Below are 17,401 nucleotides of genomic sequence, written 5' to 3' on the forward strand. Positions count from 1 at the left end.
GGGCGGGAGGGCAGCGACTGTGTCACCACTGCACCGCGCCGGCCCGGCCGACGTACGACCGGTCGACGAGACCGTCCGGGACGACGCGTACCCGCTGCTCCGCGACGAGCGCGCCTGCGTCGTCATCGCGCTGCGACTGGGCTGGTGGATGGCGGACGCGTACCACCACGGGCAGCACGCCGAGCCCAGGCCGACCGTCCCGGCCCACCCACCGGCCAAGCTCTCCAACCTGACCGAGATGTCGGCGCCGCGCCGGATGCGGATGTACCTCGACGGCGTGGACGTCGCGCTGGCCCAGATCTCGGCGCTCACCCGGCACACCGGGTCGTTGCCGGACACGTCCGCCGCGCGGACCCGGCTGCCCGACCTCGACCGGCTGCCCGACCTGGAACAGTCCGACACCCCCGACATCGAACCGCTGCTGCTCGCCCTCGACGACCTCAACGTGGACGTACTGCGCTGGGCGATGGCCACCAACCTCCGGGTCGGGCTGGCCTACCGGCTGGGCCGGTCCCTGGCCGACACGGTCCGGCCCGGTGACGCCGCTCAACTGCTGCGGCGCTTCGACGGCCGCCAGATCCAGCTCAGCAGGTGGCTGGACGAGTTGGCAAGTGTGCTGCCGCCGTACTCGGCAGCTGTGGTACGCCGCTCGCTGACCGCCTGGGCGGTCGCCGTGGAACGGGCCGGCCGGGGCGATCCGACCGAACCCGAGCCGGCCGAACTGAGCCGCGAGCTGCGCAACCAGGGGGACCTCTGGCGCGGCGTACTGACCGGCGGCCTGCACCCGCGTGACCTGCTCGACGAGGAGGACTACGCGGTGGTCGCCCGGAACCTGATCATCCGGGACCGGCGGCTGGTGGCCCAGGCCGCCCGGGGCATCTTCTGGCCGGTGCTGGTGCCCCTGCTGGTGGTGCTCTTCGCGGTCGTCGGGGTGAGCGCCGCCGCCGCGGCCGGCTCACCGACCACCCGGGCCACCGTCGCCCTGCTCGGCTTCGGCGCCGGGCTGGCGGCCATCTGGCGTTCCGTCTCCGGCCCCGCGCTGGCGGTCGCGGGCGAGGTCAACCGGCCGCTGCTCGACAGCGAACTCACCGCGCGGATGGCCCTGCGGCTGGACCGGCCGCTGGCCAACGCCCGCCGCGCGGCGGGGCTCCCTCCCCCGACCCGGCGCGCTCCACGGACCCGGCGCGCACCCCGGACCCGGCGTCAGCGTCCCGAGGAGCCGGGCGGCCCATCGAAATACGTTGCCCCGCTCTCCCGTGCCGACCTACCGTGATCACGCAAGGTCAACCACCGCCGCGGGAGCAGATCATGACGATGTCGCACGTCACCACCGTGCCGTCGTCGACGTTGCCCGGCGACGGTTGGCGAGCGGAAGGCCCCCGGGCGGGCCGGCCCGACTGACGCGTAACCGTACGCGCCGAGCCGCCCCGTCCGAATGCCGGACCGGGCGGCTCTTCGCTGTCCGGCACCAGTTGGAAAGGAGTCCCGGTGGACGCCGTCCTCGTCGTCAACGCCGACCTCGGCCCGTTGCACCGGGTCACCGTTCAGCATGCCGTCCGGATGCTCTGCCGCCGGGTGGCCGAGATCCACGAGGCGGAGCCCGACCAGGTGATCGGCGTCTTCCCGCTGCCCCGGGTGGTGCGACTGGTCCGCTACGTGGTCACCAGGTGGCGGTTCAACTCCGGGCCGGCCTGGTCCCGGGCCGGGGTGCTGCGCCGCGACGAGCGCTGCTGCGCGTACTGCGGGGGAGCCGCCTCGACGATCGACCACATCCTGCCGCGCTCGCGGGGCGGCCGGAACACCTGGCGAAACACCACAGCCGCCTGCTACGGCTGCAACCAGCGCAAGGGCGACCGCACACCGGCGGAGGCGGGCATGCCGCTCCGCCGGGAGCCGGTGAACCCGGGCTGGGCGTCGCTGGCCGGGCGGTGACCGACCGGCCGGCGGGAACGGGGGGCCGCGTCGGGGTACGCCCCGGCGCGGCACCCGCCGGCCCCGGTCAGTTGCCGCGTTCCTTGACGTTCGGCTTCGGGCGGCCGCCCGCGCAGTGCGTACGGATCTCGCTGCTGTGCTCGGCCGAGGCCAGCTCGACCTGAACCTGCTTCGCCGGACCCGGGTCGTAGGGTGCCGCCCGATAGCCCGGCGCGGGCGTCACCGTGAGCAGTTCGGCCGATCCGCCGAGGCAGCGGACGGTGACCGTCCCGCCCAGGGCCTGCACGGTGAGCACCTGAGGTTCGGTGGGCGTGGGAGTCGGCCTGGGCGCGGGCCGGGTCGACGCGGGCGTGGACCTTCCGCCCGTACCCGCCGATGGGCTGGTCCGGGGGGCGGCTGGAGTGGTCCGGGTCGACGGGCCGGCCGGCGGCTGGTCGACTGACGGTTCGGGCTGTGCGACGGTCTCCGGCAGTCCCACAGTGGTGGTGCCACCCGTGCCGATGCCGGTTCGTGGGTGTGTCCCGTCGTGCTGCCGCGTGGCGTAGTCACCGAGCGACCCCGCCACCGCCACCGCGGCGATCACCGCGCCGCCGACCGCAAGCACCGCCCGGTGCCGACGCCGGGACCGCCGCCGCAGAGTGTCGGTCGGGTCGACTGTCACACCGGTGCCCGGCTCGGCCGCCTTGCTTGGGGGCGGGCGGTGCGGCACCGCCGCGACCTGCTGGCCCACCTCAGGCGCAGCAGCGCTCGCGTCGGGAAGCGGCTCACCCGCCTTGTCCGGGGCACCTGCGCCCGCCCCGACCGGATCGGCGGCGGCGCCCGCTGCGGGCGGCGCAGTGGCTGCGCCCGCTACGGCCGGCCCGGCGGCGGCGAACAGGATGCGGGCGGCCTCGGCGGCCGGGGGCCGGTCGGCGGGATCGCGGGCCAGGCACCAGCGATAGAGCCGGTGGATCTCGGCCGGAACCCCGTCGATCTCGGGCAACGGGTCCGGCTCGACGTGGACGTGGGCGCGGAGCATCCCGGTCTGCGTCTCGGCGGCCCAGGGCAGCCGACCGGTGAGCGTCCGATGCAGGAGCAGGCCGAGGGCGTACACGTCGCAGGCCGGCAGCACCTCGCCGGCCGCCAGCCGCTCCGGGGCGAGGTAGGCCGGCGTGCCGAGCAGCCGCCCATCAAAGTCGATCTCCGAGTCGCCGACGACGGCCGCGATGCCGAAGTCGAGCACCTTCGCGCCGGTGGGGGTGAGCATCACGTTGCTCGGCTTCACGTCGCGGTGCACCAGTCCCTGGGCGTGCGCGGCTTCGAGCGCCGCCGCCACCTCCGCGCAGACCCGCAGCCCGGCCCGGGGCGGCAGCGGCCCGGCGGCCAGCCGCTGTTCGAGGGTGACGCCGTTGAGCAGTTCCAACACCACGAACGGAACCTGGACACCGTCGACAACAGACTCACCGAAGTCGTAGACGCTCGTGACGTGCGGGTGCGACAACCGGGCTGCCACCTTGGCCTCGGCCCGGATCCGCTGTCGCGCGTTGGCGTCCGAGGCGACGAGCACCTTCACCGCCACGTCCCGTTCCAGCACCTCGTCGTACGCCCGGTGGACCGCGGACATGCCGCCGCTGCCGAGGCGCTCCAGGAGCCGATAGCGGCCCGCAAGCAACCGATCACGCTGCACGACCGACAGCCTGCCGTACCGTTCCGATCCGGCACCACCCGGGATCGAGGTTTCGCAATGGATGGAACCGCGGCGGTGGTTACCGTCCGGTCCGGTCCGGGTGGGCGTGCCCCCGCCTCTCGGTGGTCTGCCGATACCCGTCAATGGCTGCGCACCACGCACGCTCGGCCGTCGGTCGGGCCCTCCCGCCGCCCGGCAGGTGTCCACTGGGGGTGGTCGGGTGGGTGGATCGGTGGGTGGGTGGATCGGTGGCCGCCGGGTGGGCGGGCGGGTCGTCGGCGAAGCAGACACCCGGCACCGGCCGCGAGCAGCGACGCGCAGCGGTGCGCCGTTGTGCAGCGGTGCGCCGTCGTGCAGCGGTGTGCAGGGGCACCAGCGGTGCGGCCATCAACCGTCGATCGGCGGCCGCCAGGCGAAGCGGGGGGACCGGCGCTCCGCCATGGCCGCCACGCCCTCGCGGGCCTCGCCGCTGTCCGCCACCTTCCGATGCCACCAGGCGATCCGCGCCGGGCCGGCCCGGTCGTCGATGATCTCCTTGGCGGCGGTGACGCTCAGCGGCGAGCGCTGGGCGATCGTGGCGGTGAGGTCGTCCACCCGCGCGGCGAGCCGGTCGCCGGGCAGCACCTCGTCGGCCAGCCCGATCCGCAGGGCGCGGTCGGCGTCGATCAGCTCGGCGGTGAACAGCAGGTGCTTCGCCGCCGACGGGCCGACCAGCCGGGCCAGCCGGCGGGTGGTCGGCGCCGGGTAGACCAGCCCGAGCCGGGCCGGGGGTACGCCGAAGCGGGCATCCTCCGCGGCGATCCGCAGGTCACAGGCGACCGCGAGCTGAGCGCCGCCTCCGACGCAGGCGCCCCGGATCGCGGCGACTGTCGGCTTGGCGAAGCCGGCCAGCCGCTCCTCGGCGGCCACGGCGATGCTGGTGTCGCCGGCGTCCAGCAGCTCGGCCAGGTCGCCGAGGTCCGCGCCGGCGCAGAAGGCGTCACCCGCGCCGGTGAGCACCACGGCCCGTACGTCGGGGTCGGGCTCCAGCCGGTCGAGCAGCTCGGGGAGCTGACGCCACATGGCCGCCGTCATCGCGTTGCGACGAGCCGGGTTGTGGATGACCACGGTCGCCACCGGCCCAGCCACCGCAACCGTCAACTCCGCACCCGCCACAGACCCACCCCATCCTCGCCGCACGTGTCCGCCCGAACTGAATCTTGGACAGTGTCCGTCCGGAGATGACGGAAACTGTCCAAGATTGCCAGAAAGCCAACGGCACGGGCCCGGCGGCCCACCGAAGGGGGGCCGCCGGGCCCGGTTCTGATCAGGTCAGGTCAGGAGACGGTGACCGCGGTGTCGTCGACCACGAAGGACGTCTGCAACGAGGAGTCCTCGACGCCTGTGAACTTCAGGCTGACGGTCTGGCCGGCGTACCCGGCCAGGGAGAAGGACTTCTGGCTGTAGCCGGTGGCCTTGTTCAGGTTCGAGTAGGTCGCCAGCGTGGCCAGCACCGTCCCGCCCGAGTTCAGCACCTGCACGTTCAGCTTGTCGTACTGGACGGTGGTGGTGGTCTCGGCCGAGTCGATGTGCAGCCAGAAACTGACCGTGTACGACGAGCAGCCCGCCGGGAGGGCCACCGACTGGGCGAGCGTGTCGGTGTGGCTGCTGCCGTACCCGTTCAGCCACGCCTTGTACGACCCGCCGTGAGCCGCCTGGCCGCTGTCGGTCGTGATCACGCCGGAGCTGGCCGTCCAGCCGGTCGCGCCGGACTCGAAGCCCGGGTTGGCCAGCTTCTGCCCCGGAGCGGTGCAGCCGCCCCCGGTGCCGTTCACGGTCAACGTGTAGGTGGCGCTGCGGGTGACCGAGCCCGCACCGTTCACGGTGACCGAGTAGGTGCCGGGCGGGGTGCTCGCCGAGGTGCTGATGGTGAGGGTGGACGAGCCGCCCGAGGTCACCGAGGCGGGGCTGAACGCGGCGCTCGCCCCGCTGGGCAGGCCGGACGCGGAGAACGTCACGGTCTGCGCCGTACCGCTGGTGGTGGCTGTCGAGACGGTGGTGGAGGCCGCGCTTCCCGGGTTCACCGAGCCGGCGGTCGGCGACAGCGACACGGAGAAGTCGTTGCCGGTGGAGCAGGTTGCGTCGTTGCCGGCCACGTTGACGGCCGTCCAGGCGGCCTGCACGGCCTTGTACTCGGTGGAGCAGCTGCCGTACAGGTCGGTTGCCGCCCGCAGGCTGTAGGCGCGGGCGGTGTTCGCCGGGTTGCTGGTGTTGACGTACGACGTGTTGGAGGTGAAGTAGACGTCGAGCGCCCGGTACCAGATCTTCTCGGCCTTGCTCCGGCCGATGCCGGTCACCGCCGGGGCGGAACCGCAGACCGGCGAGGTGCCGTACGAGGTGGCGCCGGTGCCCTCGGCGAGGTTGAAGAAGAAGTGGTTGGCGACGCCGGAGGAGTAGTGCACGTCCTTGTTCTTGGTGCTGGTGGACCAGCAGCTGTCGGACGAGCCGTCCAGCGACGGGTTGTACATGTAGCGCAGCGGAGTGCCGTTGCCGTTGATGTTGATCTTCTCGCCGACCTGGTAGTCACCCGGGTCGCTCGGCGCGGCGGCGTAGAACTCCATCATGTTGCCGAAGATGTCGCTGGTGCCCTCGTTGAGGCCGCCGGATTCGCCGGAGTAGACCAGGCCGGCCAGCGCCTCGGTGACACCGTGGCTCATCTCGTGCCCGGCCACGTCCAGCGAGACGAGGGGGCGGGAGTTGCCGGAGCCGTCACCGTAGGTCATCTGGGCGCCGTCCCAGAATGCGTTGACGTAGTTGTTGCCGTAGTGCACCCGGCTCGGGACGCCGTTGCCGTTTCCGAAGATGCCGTTGCGACCGTGCACGTTCTTGAAGTAGTCGAACGTCTTCGCCGCGCCGAAGTGGGCGTCCACGCCGGCGGACTGCCGGTTCGAGTTGGCGCCGGTGCCCCACGCGTTGTCGGCGTCGGTGAAGGTGGTGCAGGTCGACGTGCCGTTGTTCATGTCGCAGGTACGGCCGCTGCCGTGCGACGGGTCGATCATCTGGTAGGTGCTGCCGGAGAGCGTCGTGTCGATGCTTACCGTGCCGGTGTAGATGCCCTGGCCGCTCCCGACCACCGACTCGATCTCGTCGAACGACCCGACGGTCGCGCCGGAGGTGGCGTCGGTGATCACGTGCAGCCGCGACGGCGTCTGCCCGTCGGGCTGCCAGCCACTGACCACCGTTTCCCAGGCCAGCCGGCCCTTGCCGGAGCTGGCGTCGACGAACAGCTCCGGGGCACCCACGGCCTCGGCCCTGCCGGTGAATCGGGCGCTGGCGGCCTTCTTCGCCGCGCCCGCGGTGACCTTGGCCGTGGTGGCGAGGGTCAGCGGTGCGGCGAGTCCGACCGAACTGCCGGCGTAGGTGCCGTTCGACGCGGTGTGGATGACGAAGTCACCGCCGTACACCCGGAGCCCCTGGTAGGTGCGGGTGTAGCGGGTGTGCGCCGCGCCGGAGGCGTCCACCTTGGTGCTGCGCACCTGGTAGGACTCTGCGCTCGAACCCTGGACGGCGCCGGGGTTCGTTCGCAGGACGGTCGCCGCTCGGGCCGCGGCGGAGGTGTCCGGCGCGGGAGCGGTGGGTGGGGCGGCCTGCGCCGCGGTGGCGACGCAGGTCAGCAGGCCGCTGGTGAGCAGCGCTGCGCTGACGGCCGCGAGGGGTCGTTTCACGTGCCCTCCTGAAAGGAGAAAGAGTGTGACGGGGGTAGTCACGCATGTAGATATAGCGATGTGTTGAGGAAAAGAGAAGGCTTGGACCGCTCCCAGACATTGAGACTGGCCGAACGGATGAGGGCCTTGACAAGGGAACCAACGCTGGCAACGACACGTCCGACGGACATGAGACCCGCCTCGACGACCGGCGTCACGATCGCGCTCCTGGCCGCCCTCCTGGCCGGCTGCACCAGCACCGACCGGGCCGGAACCCCCGCGAACCAACCATCGGCCACCGGCACCCCGCCGCCGGCGACCGCGACCCCTCCGATCGCCCCGACGTCGAGCGGCACCGCATCGAGCGGCACCGGCCCGGTCGTGCCCGGGGCCCCGGACGCGGCGGCCGGGCGGGTGACGCTGTTCCGCTCCGGCGGTTTCGCCGGACGCGGCGACAACGTCACAGTCGAACCGGACGGCCAGTGGACGGTGGTGGACCGGGCCGGCGGCCGGCGTACCGGAAAACTCGACGCCGCCGACCTCGGCCGGCTCCGCGGACTGGCGGCCGACCGGCGGCTGGCGACCGAGGCCCGCCGCACGGCCGCCACGACGAGCTGCGCGGACGCGTTCAGCTACCGCCTGACCGTCGGCGTCGTCGAGACCGGGTACGTCGACTGCCCCGCCGACCCCGCGCCGCCGCCGGCCACCCGTGCGCTCGTCGAGCTGCTGCTGCGGGTAACCGGCTGACCGGCCGGCAGCTCAGACCAGGTAGTCCGGAGGCAGGCCGGTGCCGCGCAACTCCGCCGGCAGGTGCGCGACGTCGTTGACGGCGATCAGGTTCGGCGGGCCGGCCGGACCGTACCTGATCACCGTCAACCCCGCGTTGTGGTGGTTCGACCCCAACCACCGCCGCTCCGGCGCGTCGAGGGCCTGCCGGACCAGCCAGGCGATCAGGAAGGTGTGCGTCACCACCAGCTCACGAACCGGCTCGCCCCCGGCCGCTCCCCCGTCGTCGGCCACCGGACCGGCGAAGCGCCGCACCGCCGCCGCCGTCACTCGCGGCCCGTCGGCCCGCTCGGCCGTCGAGAATCCGGCCAGGAACTCGGCGTACGCCGGCGGCAGGCCGGCCGGGTCCGTGTCGTGGGGGAGGTGGTCACCGGCCAACTCCGTGGCGTACACCGGAACGCCGGGCAGTGCCGCCGCGACCACCTCGGCGGTCTGCGCGGCCCTGCGCAGCGGCCCGTGGTGCACGGCGGCGAACGGCCGGCCCCGCAGGCGCTCGGCGAGCAGCGCGGCCTGCCGCCGGCCGCGCTCGGACAGGCCGGTATCCGGCTCGGCCGAGCCCGTGTCGGCGTGCCCGGTGAGGTCCTGCTCACCGTGTCGGGTCAGGTACAGCAGCCGCGTACGCATGCCGTACACCTCAACACACCGGAGGGCGCGGGGTCAGCCCCGCGCCCTCGGAGTCAGTGCTGGGCTCGCGCTACGCCCGGGGGAACATCTGGCCGACGCGGATCTTGTTGCCGAACGGGTCCCGGATGCCGAAGTCGATCCCGTACGGGCGCTCGGTCGGCTCGTCGATGATCTCGACGCCCTTCGCCACGAGATCCTCGTGGGTCTTGCGGGCGTCGTCGGTGGTCATGAAGAGGTACCCACCCAGGGCGCCCTTGGCGAGCAGCTCCCGCACCTGCTCGGCCGTCGCCGGGTCCAGCGCCGGCGGGCCCGGCTTCTCCAGCAGGATCTCGCGCTCCGGGTCGCCGGGCAGGTTGACAGTCAACCAGCGCATGAAGCCGAGATCCTGATCGGTGTTGACCTCCATGCCGAGCTTGTTCACGTAAAAGTCCAGTGCCTCGTCCTGGTCGAGGACGTAGATCTGGGAGCGGCTGATCGCGTTCATCGTCATGCCACGACCGTAGAGGGTGGCCCTGACCTGCTGCTTATCCAAAACTGCTGGGACGCGTCCAGGCTTTGGTGAAGCAGGACGGCACGTTGGCCGGCGCGGCTCGGCGACGCCGGAAATCCGAGGGCGAGTCCCCCACGATCTGCCGGAACGTCCGGCTGAACGTGCCCAGGCTGCCGAAGCCGACCGCGTAACAGATGTCCGTCACGTCCCGGTCGGTCTCCACCAGCAGCGTCATGGCCCGCTCCACCCGACGGCGTTGCAGGTAGCGGTGTGGCGTCTCGCCGAAGGTGGCCCGGAACGTCCTGATGAAGTGCGCCTCGGAGACGTGCGCGATCCGGGCCAGCGCCGGGATGTCCAGCGGCTCGGCGTACGCCCGGTCCATCGCGTCGCGGGCCCGCAGCATCGCCCGGTTGGACTCCTCCACGGCACGGCTCACCGCGGGCCGCCCGGCGGAAGGACCGACGTCTGCGTCACGTCCTGGTCGCGCAGCTTCGCGTAGACGACCTCGGACGTGAACCCGCCGATGAACCCGATGGCCAGGACGAAGAAGACCAACTTCCGCGCCGCGTCACCGTCGAGCAGACCCGGGTTGGTGGAGAGCTGCGCCGCGACGAACAACAGGAAGGCGATGACACCGGCGGCCGAACCCAACGCCGCCGCCCGCAGCCAGTTGCCACTGCCGTCGTACGCGTTGCGCACGATCGCACCCCACACCGAGGCGAACAGCGGGGCGGCCACGAGAACCGCGACGTTCTGCCACCCGCCGGCCGGAGCGGCATACGCCAGCGGGATCGTGGCGAGGGCGAGCAACAGCAGGACCAGCGCGGTGACCAGACCCGCCACCGTACGCCGCCCGGCGGCCCGCTCGACCTCGCCGGCAGCGCGCTCCTGCTCGGCGTGGCGCTGCACCTGGGCGTGCAGCGCGGCGACGATCGGCTCGGCGGCGCCCGGCTGCCACGGGCGGGCCAGCAGGGCCACCTCCTCCTCGGTGGCGACGCCGCGCTGACCGCTGAGGCGCTGCCAGACCCTCTCCGCGCCACCACCGAACGCCGCCACCGCCGCGACCGGGATGCGCCGGGACAGACCGATGAGCCCGGCGATGAACGTGGAGCGTTCGCCGCCCACCAGCAGGAACGCGTCGGCAGTCAGCAGCGACTGGTAGAAGATGACCTCCCAGTCCTCGGTCGACTCGGGCACGACGGTGAACAGATCCGGGTGCCGCTCGGCCTCCTCGAAGCCCAGGTCCTTCTGATACCGGCCACGGACCAGGATCGACCCGGGCTGTGCCCGCCCGGAGCGTACGTAGCCACGCACGACGTCCCGTTCCAGGTACTCGGGATCACCGGAGTACACGACGATGCGGCAGCCCCGCGTGGCGAGCGCCGCACCCAACTCGGCCGCCGCCGCAGCCGCGCCCTCCGGATCTCGTACGGCGGGCGAGTAGGTGCGGCCCGGCTGGGCGCTACCGATGATCGCGACGAGCGGGCTCATGCGACTCCTCGACGGTCGGTGGTAACCCGAACTATAGGAGTGACCGACCATCGATGCCCGTGCCGACGGCGCCGCCGACGAGCCGTCGGGGGACGGCCGGACGGGCGAATATTCTGAGCCCCCGGCCGGGATCGAACCGGCGACATCTCGCTTACAAGGCGAGTGCTCTGGCCAGCTGAGCTACAGGGGCGCGTGCGTCGAGGCCAGCATAGCGACTGACGTCCGGATATCCCGCTCGCGAGTGCTCCCGAGCACGGGAAACGTCAACAACCCGACGCCCGAGGCCTCGGCACGACGTCGATTGATGCCTGACCGTGCCCGTGTGCCCGGAATGCGTGGGCATTGGATCACTTCCGAGGGTCCCTCGCCTTGGCAGCGCGGGGAAAGCCGTTTACGGTGCAGTGACACGGACGACACCACGGCCGCCCCCGCGGCCGACCGCCGTCCGCTGACCGGCGCGGATACGTGCCGGTCGCTCCTTCACTCGGATCGTCCGGCACGTTCCTGCCGGTGAGAGGAAGCGCACCACCATGGCTACGGTCACCTATTCCAAGGCATCCCGGATCTACCCGGGCACCGAGCGTCCCGCCGTCAACGAGCTGAACCTCGAGATCGGCGACGGCGAGTTCCTCGTTCTCGTCGGCCCCTCCGGTTGTGGCAAGTCCACCAGCCTGCGCATGCTCGCCGGCCTGGAGGACGTCGACGCCGGCTCGATCTACATCGACCAGCGCGACGTGACCCACCTGCCCCCGAAGGCCCGCGACATCGCGATGGTCTTCCAGAACTACGCCCTCTACCCGCACATGACGGTGTACGAGAACATGGCGTTCGCCCTCAAGCTGCGCAAGACCTCCAAGTCGGAGATCGACCGGCGGGTCAAGGAGGCGGCCGGGCTGCTCCAGCTGGAGGAGTACCTCAGCCGCAAGCCGAAGGCGCTCTCCGGCGGTCAGCGTCAGCGTGTCGCGATGGGCCGGGCGATCGTCCGCGAGCCGCAGGTCTTCCTCATGGACGAGCCGCTGTCGAACCTCGACGCCAAGCTGCGTGTGCAGACCCGTACCCAGATCGCGTCCCTGCAGGCCAAGCTGGGCGTCACCACGGTCTACGTCACGCACGACCAGGTCGAGGCCATGACCATGGGTCACCGGGTCGCGGTGCTGCTCGACGGTGTCCTCCAGCAGGTGGACACCCCGCGGGCGCTCTACGACACCCCGGCCAACGTGTTCGTCGCCGGCTTCATGGGCTCTCCCGCCATGAACATCAAGACCGTTCCACTGAACGAGCAGGGCGCCGAGTTCGCCGAGCTGCAGATCCCGCTGACCCGGGAGCAGGTCGCGGCGGCCCGCGCCGAGGGTGGCGACGGCAAGGTGACCGTGGGCTTCCGCCCGGAGGACTGCGACCTGGTCAGCCCGACCGAGGGCGGCATGCCCGTCGTCGTCGAGCTGGTCGAGGACCTCGGCTCGGACGCCAACGTCTACGGGCACGCCGCGCTGGGTGGCAACTCGGAGCGCTTCGTCGTCCGCACCGACCGGCGCACCATGCCGAACATGGGTGACACCGTGTTCGTCAAGCCGCGCACCGGCCGCAGCCACGTCTTCCACGCCGCCACCGGTGGCCGGATCTGACGTAACGCCGTACCGGAAAGGGGCGGTCCGCTTCGGCGGGCCGCCCCTTTCGTCGTACCCGGGAAGGGCACCTCACTCCGCGGTGCCAGCGCGGATGTGGCTCCGCGGGGTGACTCGGCCGGGCGAGCCGCGGCCGTAGCGTCGCGGCACGCCCGACCCGAGGAGACGCCGTGTCCGCCACCGTTCACCCGATCACCCGTTCCCGGCTCGACCGGACGGCCCGCCTGGCCGGCCGCAGCCTCGCCTACTGCGCGACGCTGGTGCCGGTCGCCCTGCTCGCGCTTGTGACCGCCCCGGTGGGTGGCGCCGATGCGGCCGCCGCCCGATGGCGGAGGCTGCGCACCGGACTACTCGGAGCACCCCCGACGCCCACACCCGACCGGCGACCCGGCCCGGTCGCGGTACTCGGCCATGGACTGCTCAGCCTGCTGCTCGGCTTCGTGGCACTGCTACCGCTCGGCGTCCAGCTGCTGCTGGTGCTGCGCGGCATGCTGTACGGGATCGTCGACCCGGGCCCGTACGACCACTCCTGGGGCGGTCCGACCCGGGCCGGCGCGTGGCTGGCGCACTTCCTTGTCGGCCTGCCGATGGCCGCCGCCGGTCTGGCGGCGTTGATCGGCATCGCCGCCGTGCACCAGCGACTGACCCGCCGTCTCGACGGGGAGCGCAGTGCGGCCTGGCTGCTTCCGGCCACGCTGCTGATCGCGGCGGCCGGGGCGCTGTTCTTCGTCGCCTGGCTGCACCAGATCTGACGACGAGGCCCCCTCCCGCACCGGGCGGGAGGGGGCCTCGTCGACGTCGTTACAGCTCGACCGAGCGGCGGCGGGCGACCTCGGCGAGGGTGACCGCGGCGGCCACGCTTGCGTTGAGCGACTCCACCTCGGAGATCATCGGGATACTCACGGTCAGGTCGCACGTCTCCCCGACCAGCCGGGACAACCCACGCCCCTCGGAGCCGACCACCACCACCAGCGGGCCGACAGCGGCCTCCAGGTCGTACAGGTCGGTGTCACCGTCGGCGTCCAGGCCGACCACCATGAAGCCGGCGTCGCGGCACGCCTTCAGCGACCGGGTCAGGTTGGTGACCTGCGCCACCGGCACCCGCGCGGCCGCGCCGGCGCTGGTCCGCCAGGCGGTCGCGGTGATCCCGGCAGCCCGCCGCTCGGGTACGAAGACACCCTGCGCGCCGAACGCGGCGGCCGAACGGATCACCGCACCCAGGTTGCGCGGATCGGTGACACCGTCCAGCGCGACCAGGAGCGGCGCCTGCTGCTCCAGGGCCGCGGCCACCATGTCCTCGAAGGGCTCGTACGCGAAGGGCGGCACCTGCAAGCCGACGCCCTGGTGCAGCACCCCGCCGGTCATCCGGTCCAGCTCGGCGCGGCTGATCTCCAGGTTGGCGATGCCCCGGTCGGCGGCCGTCCGGATGATCTCGTTGATCCGGTCGTCCATGTCGATGCCCTGAGCGACGTAGAGCGCCGTCGCCGGCACCTGGGCGCGCAGCGCCTCCAGCACCGGGTTGCGCCCGACCAGCAGCTCCGGGGTGTCCTTGGACGGGTTGGACTTGCGCCCCGGCGCGACCCGGGGACCGGTCCGTCCGGCGGCCGGCCGGCCACCCCGCCCCGCCGAGCCACCACGATTCGCCGGTACGCCCCGGCCACCGCCCCTGCCCCAGGTGGTGTCCTTGCTGCCCGGCTGGCCGATCTTCGGGGCACGCCCCTCCTCGGCCGCCGCCCGGCGCTCCTTGTCCTGCTTCCAGGCGGTGCGCTGCGGCAGCTTCTCGGTGCCCGAGTAACCCTTGTGCCAGGGTCGCTCGTCGGCGGGCAGGGTACGCCCGCGTCCGGTGAGGGAGTCCTTGTTCTTGCCGCCGGAGCCCTTGGGGGCACCCGCCTTCGGCGTCAGTCGCCGGCCACGGCGCTGCGAGTTGCCGGCCATCAGTCCTGCTCTCCAATAGTCCAACGGGGGCCCTGGGGGGTGTCCTCGACCACCACGCCGGCCAGCTTGAGCTGGTCGCGTACCGCGTCGGCGGCGGTCCAGTCCTTGCGGCCCCGGGCCTGCGCGCGCTGCTCCAGGGCCAGCGCGATCAGGGAGTCCACCACGGCACGCAGATCGTCCGAGCGGCCGCCACCGGTCCAGCCCTCATCCAGGGGGTCGACCCCGAGGATATCCAGCATCGCCCGTACCGCGGCCAGGGTGGTGCGGACGGTCACATCGTCGCCGGCGGTCAGCGCGGTGTTGCCGTCGCGGATGTGCTGCTGCAACACGGCCAGCGCGGCGGACGTGTTGAGGTCGTCGTCCATGGCCGCCACGAAGCCGGCCGGCAGCTCACCGAACTGCCCGGCGCCCACCCGCTCGACGGCCCGCTGCACGAAACCCTCGATCCGCCGGTACGCGGTGGCCGCGTCGCGCAGCGAGTCCTCCGAGTAGTCGATCACCGAGCGGTAGTGGGCGGCAGCGTAGTAGTACCGCAGTTCCACAGGCCGCACCCCGAGCGAGTCCACGTACGCCAGGTCGAGCGCGTTGCCGGCGGACTTGCCCATCTTGGCGCCGCCGATGTTGAGCAGTCCGTGGTGCACCCAGTAGCGCGCGAACGGCAGCCCGGCCGCGTTGGACTGGGCGATCTCGTTCTCGTGGTGCGGGAACGTCAGATCCAGACCGCCGCCGTGGATGTCGAACTCCGGCCCGAGGTAGCGCCAGCACATCGCCGAGCACTCGATGTGCCAACCCGGGCGACCCAACCCCCACGGAGACGGCCAGTACGCGTCCGCCGGCTCGTCCGGCTTGGCGCCCTTCCAGAGGGCGAAGTCGCGCGGGTCCCGCTTGCCCCGGTCGGGGGCGTCGCCCGCCGACTGCATCGCGTCCGGCGACTGACCCGACAGCGACCCGTACGCCGGCCAGGACGCCACGTCGAAGTAGACGTCACCCGAGCCGTCGGTGGCCGGGTACGCGTGCCCGTCCGCGATCAACTTCGTGATCAGCTCGTGCATCTCCGGGATGTGCCCGGTGGCGCGCGGCTCGTACGTGGGTGCCAGAACGTTCAACGCCCGGTACGACTCGGCGAGGATCAACTCGTTGGCGTACGCGATCGACCAGAACGGCCGACCCTGCTCCCCCGCCTTCACCAGGATCTTGTCGTCGATGTCGGTAACGTTGCGGATGAACGTGACCTCGTAGCCGGCGGTCACCAGCCAGCGACGCAGCACGTCATAGTTGACGCCGGAGCGAAGGTGGCCGATGTGCGGCGGCGCCTGGAGGGTGAGACCACACAGGTAGACCCCCACCTTGCCGGCTTCCCGCGGGACGAAGTCCCGCACCGATCGGGTGGCGGTGTCATACAGGCGTAGCGTCACCGTACAAGGGTAGCCGTCCGCGCCTGTCCGGGTCCGCCGGTGCCGGGTCGTACGCTGCCAGGCGTGGACGCGACCGCACACCCCGCCGAGCCACCAACGGTCCCCGGCGGTGAAGATCCCCGTCTACGGGCCCGACCCGGCACCCCGATCGAGCAGACCGACACCGCCGCCACCTCCGGCCGGGATGTTGCCGCACGGGCCGTCCCTGAGGCAGGTCCCGCCGGACGGGCCGTCCCTGAACCGGGCCCCGCCGGACGGGCCGTCCCTGAGGCCGGTCCCGCCGGGCGGGTCGTCCCTGAGGCCGGTGTCGCCGGACGGGCCGTCCCTGAGGCCGGTGTCGCCGGACGGGCCGTCCCTGAACCGGGCCCCGCCGGACGGGCCGACGTGGTGGTCGGGCGGGCCGGGGAGACGGCGCAGACGCTGGACCGGGGGCTGCGTCTGCTGCACCTGGTCGCCGACGCGCCAGCCGGGTTGACCGTCACCGAGGTGGCGACGAGGCTCGGCATCGGCCGGGCGGCCGTCTACCGGCTGGTCGGCCCGTTGACCGGGCACGGCATGCTGCGTCGCGACAGCGACGGCCGGCTCCGCCTCGGCGTCGGGGTGCTGCACCTGGCCCGACGCGCCCAGCCGCTGCTCGCCGAGGGGGCGATGCCCGCACTACGCCGGCTCGCCGAGCAGGCCGGCGCCACCGCACACCTGACCGTGGTGGAGGGCGGCGAGGGTGTCGCCCTGGCCGTGGTCGAGCCGAGCTGGACGTCGTTCCACGTCGCCTACCGCACGGGGGCACGGCATCCACTGGACCGAGGCGCGGCGGGACGGGCCATCCTGGCCGGCCGGGGCGGCGCGGCGGAACCGGTGAGCAGCAGCGGGGAGCTGCAGTCCGGGGCGTACGGGGTGGCCGCGCCGGTGCTCGGCGTACCGGGTCTGGAGGCCAGCGTCGGCGTCGTCGCGCTCGCCCCGCTTGACGTCGACCTGATCGGCCCCCAGGTGCTCGCCGCCGCCACCGCCGTCACCGCTGCCCTCCGCTGACCTCCGCCTGGCCGCCCGTCACCTGGCCGCTTGATCGACTCGGGTTCCTGGAAAGCGCGGGGTCCCAGCACCAACGACGGCCCGATTTCCATGAACGCGAGTCGATCACCGCCGGGTGCCATACCACGATCGGCGAGTGGGCTCACGGTTGTCCACAGGGGCCGGCCGAGGCTCGGGGCGGGTTGTCCACAGGGGTTTCGGCGGGCGGTTCGGGGTCCGCACGCTGTTCGACATGCCACCTCGTCCGTACCGACCCGATGCCCTCACCTGGCAGATCTTCCGTGGCTCCGACGCTGTCCGGGCCGGCCTTATCAGTGAGCACCAGTTGCGCAACTCCGCCTGGGTGCGGTTGCGCCACGACGTCTATGCCGACGCACGACTGGACCGGGACCACGCACTGGCCTGTCGCGCCGCCCTCCTGCGACTCCCGCCCGGCGTGGTGATCGGCGGCCCGTCGGCGGCATACCTGCACGGCATCGAACACGCCGCGGCCTTCACCGATGACGTGCACGTCCTCGTGCCCCGGCGACTGCGGGTAGGCGCACAGCGCGGCCTCCGCGTCCACGTCAACGCCTTCACCCCACTCACGGCACGTACACCGAACACGGCACATCCAGCCGGCACGACCAGCCCGGACGCTGCAGGCCGAGCGGGCACGACGCGTCCGGGCACGGCAGGCCCAGCCGGCACGACGCGTCCGGGCACGGCAGGCCCAGCCGGCACGACGC

The 17,401-nt window shown here is 72.5% G+C and carries 15 protein-coding genes and 1 tRNA gene; 6 read left to right on the plus strand and 10 right to left on the minus strand.

The window, feature by feature from the left end; all coding sequences use genetic code 11:
* Positions 1-19 precede the first annotated feature (19 nt).
* Both MILUP08_RS32420 and MILUP08_RS32425 read left to right on the plus strand, forming a co-directional pair.
* Positions 20-1,273 carry a hypothetical protein gene (locus MILUP08_RS32420; protein WP_007465923.1) on the plus strand — a complete coding sequence of 418 codons (1,254 nt, stop codon included), beginning with the start codon at positions 20-22 and terminating at the stop codon, positions 1,271-1,273.
* Between the two features lie 215 nt (positions 1,274-1,488).
* Positions 1,489-1,932: an HNH endonuclease gene (locus MILUP08_RS32425; RefSeq protein ID WP_007465925.1), complete on the plus strand. Its 444-nt coding sequence runs from the start codon at positions 1,489-1,491 to the stop codon at positions 1,930-1,932.
* A 67-nt stretch (positions 1,933-1,999) separates the two neighbouring features.
* On the opposite strand, the gene MILUP08_RS34090 is transcribed toward MILUP08_RS32425, so the two are convergent.
* The 3 genes from MILUP08_RS34090 to MILUP08_RS32440 form a co-directional block, all read right to left on the minus strand.
* The gene (locus MILUP08_RS34090) at positions 2,000-3,598 is read right to left on the minus strand and encodes a serine/threonine-protein kinase (RefSeq protein WP_007465927.1); all 1,599 of its coding nucleotides are present in this window, start codon (positions 3,596-3,598) and stop codon (positions 2,000-2,002) included.
* A 387-nt stretch (positions 3,599-3,985) separates the two neighbouring features.
* Complete coding sequence (locus MILUP08_RS32435) at positions 3,986-4,753, minus strand: enoyl-CoA hydratase/isomerase family protein (protein ID WP_007465929.1); 768 nt, start codon at positions 4,751-4,753, stop codon at positions 3,986-3,988.
* Between the two features lie 161 nt (positions 4,754-4,914).
* Positions 4,915-7,302 (minus strand): M4 family metallopeptidase, encoded by a 2,388-nt coding sequence (locus MILUP08_RS32440; protein WP_007465932.1) that lies wholly within the window; start codon positions 7,300-7,302, stop codon positions 4,915-4,917.
* Between the two features lie 168 nt (positions 7,303-7,470).
* Between MILUP08_RS32440 and MILUP08_RS32445 the strand changes: the two genes are divergently transcribed.
* Positions 7,471-8,028 carry a protealysin inhibitor emfourin gene (locus MILUP08_RS32445; RefSeq protein ID WP_039907025.1) on the plus strand — a complete coding sequence of 186 codons (558 nt, stop codon included), beginning with the start codon at positions 7,471-7,473 and terminating at the stop codon, positions 8,026-8,028.
* A gap of 12 nt (positions 8,029-8,040) precedes the next feature.
* Here MILUP08_RS32445 and MILUP08_RS32450 read toward each other — a convergent pair whose 3' ends face one another.
* The 5 genes from MILUP08_RS32450 to MILUP08_RS32470 all read right to left on the minus strand — a co-directional run bounded on the left by MILUP08_RS32450 (position 8,041) and on the right by MILUP08_RS32470 (position 10,862).
* Positions 8,041-8,691 (minus strand): histidine phosphatase family protein, encoded by a 651-nt coding sequence (locus MILUP08_RS32450; RefSeq protein ID WP_007465937.1) that lies wholly within the window; start codon positions 8,689-8,691, stop codon positions 8,041-8,043.
* Between the two features lie 70 nt (positions 8,692-8,761).
* On the minus strand, positions 8,762-9,181 hold the full coding sequence (locus tag MILUP08_RS32455; RefSeq protein WP_039907028.1) for a VOC family protein: 420 nt from the start codon (positions 9,179-9,181) through the stop codon (positions 8,762-8,764).
* Positions 9,182-9,215: 34 nt separating this feature from the next.
* Entirely contained in the window at positions 9,216-9,617 is a 402-nt protein-coding gene (locus MILUP08_RS32460) for a helix-turn-helix domain-containing protein (RefSeq protein ID WP_007465941.1), read from the minus strand.
* Positions 9,614-10,672 (minus strand): hypothetical protein, encoded by a 1,059-nt coding sequence (locus MILUP08_RS32465; RefSeq protein ID WP_007465942.1) that lies wholly within the window; start codon positions 10,670-10,672, stop codon positions 9,614-9,616. Before MILUP08_RS32465 ends, MILUP08_RS32460 begins: the two co-directional genes overlap by 4 nt.
* 116 nt (positions 10,673-10,788) lie before the next feature.
* Positions 10,789-10,862 (minus strand) — tRNA-Thr (locus MILUP08_RS32470).
* A gap of 340 nt (positions 10,863-11,202) precedes the next feature.
* Between MILUP08_RS32470 and MILUP08_RS32475 the strand changes: the two genes are divergently transcribed.
* Together MILUP08_RS32475 and MILUP08_RS34095 are read left to right on the plus strand one after the other, a co-directional pair.
* Positions 11,203-12,294: an ABC transporter ATP-binding protein gene (locus tag MILUP08_RS32475; protein WP_007465946.1), complete on the plus strand. Its 1,092-nt coding sequence runs from the start codon at positions 11,203-11,205 to the stop codon at positions 12,292-12,294.
* Between the two features lie 170 nt (positions 12,295-12,464).
* Entirely contained in the window at positions 12,465-13,046 is a 582-nt protein-coding gene (locus tag MILUP08_RS34095) for a hypothetical protein (RefSeq protein WP_007465948.1), read from the plus strand.
* A gap of 49 nt (positions 13,047-13,095) precedes the next feature.
* On the opposite strand, the gene rlmB is transcribed toward MILUP08_RS34095, so the two are convergent.
* Both rlmB and cysS read right to left on the minus strand, forming a co-directional pair.
* Complete coding sequence (gene rlmB / locus MILUP08_RS32485) at positions 13,096-14,229, minus strand: 23S rRNA (guanosine(2251)-2'-O)-methyltransferase RlmB (protein ID WP_007465950.1); 1,134 nt, start codon at positions 14,227-14,229, stop codon at positions 13,096-13,098.
* Positions 14,229-15,644, minus strand: coding sequence for a cysteine--tRNA ligase (gene cysS / locus MILUP08_RS32490; RefSeq protein ID WP_007465951.1), 1,416 nt, complete (start codon positions 15,642-15,644; stop codon positions 14,229-14,231). Before cysS ends, rlmB begins: the two co-directional genes overlap by 1 nt.
* A gap of 384 nt (positions 15,645-16,028) precedes the next feature.
* Here cysS and MILUP08_RS32495 point away from each other — a divergent pair, with 384 nt between their 5' ends.
* Positions 16,029-16,673, plus strand: coding sequence for an IclR family transcriptional regulator (locus tag MILUP08_RS32495; RefSeq protein WP_039907031.1), 645 nt, complete (start codon positions 16,029-16,031; stop codon positions 16,671-16,673).
* The last annotated feature ends 728 nt before the right edge of the window (positions 16,674-17,401 follow it).

This window comes from Micromonospora lupini str. Lupac 08, assembly GCF_000297395.2.
Classification (GTDB): Bacteria; Actinomycetota; Actinomycetes; order Mycobacteriales; family Micromonosporaceae; genus Micromonospora; species Micromonospora lupini.

Bases quoted from the DNA above. Each gene is read 5' to 3' on its own strand.
- MILUP08_RS32445 (WP_039907025.1), top strand. From the start codon at position 7,471: ATGAGACCCGCCTCGACGACCGGCGTCACGATCGCGCTCCTGGCCGCC.
- MILUP08_RS32450 (WP_007465937.1), bottom strand. From the start codon at position 8,691: ATGCGTACGCGGCTGCTGTACCTGACCCGACACGGTGAGCAGGACCTC.
- MILUP08_RS32455 (WP_039907028.1), bottom strand. From the start codon at position 9,181: ATGACGATGAACGCGATCAGCCGCTCCCAGATCTACGTCCTCGACCAG.
- MILUP08_RS32465 (WP_007465942.1), bottom strand. From the start codon at position 10,672: ATGAGCCCGCTCGTCGCGATCATCGGTAGCGCCCAGCCGGGCCGCACC.
- MILUP08_RS32475 (WP_007465946.1), top strand. From the start codon at position 11,203: ATGGCTACGGTCACCTATTCCAAGGCATCCCGGATCTACCCGGGCACC.
- rlmB (WP_007465950.1), bottom strand. From the start codon at position 14,229: ATGGCCGGCAACTCGCAGCGCCGTGGCCGGCGACTGACGCCGAAGGCG.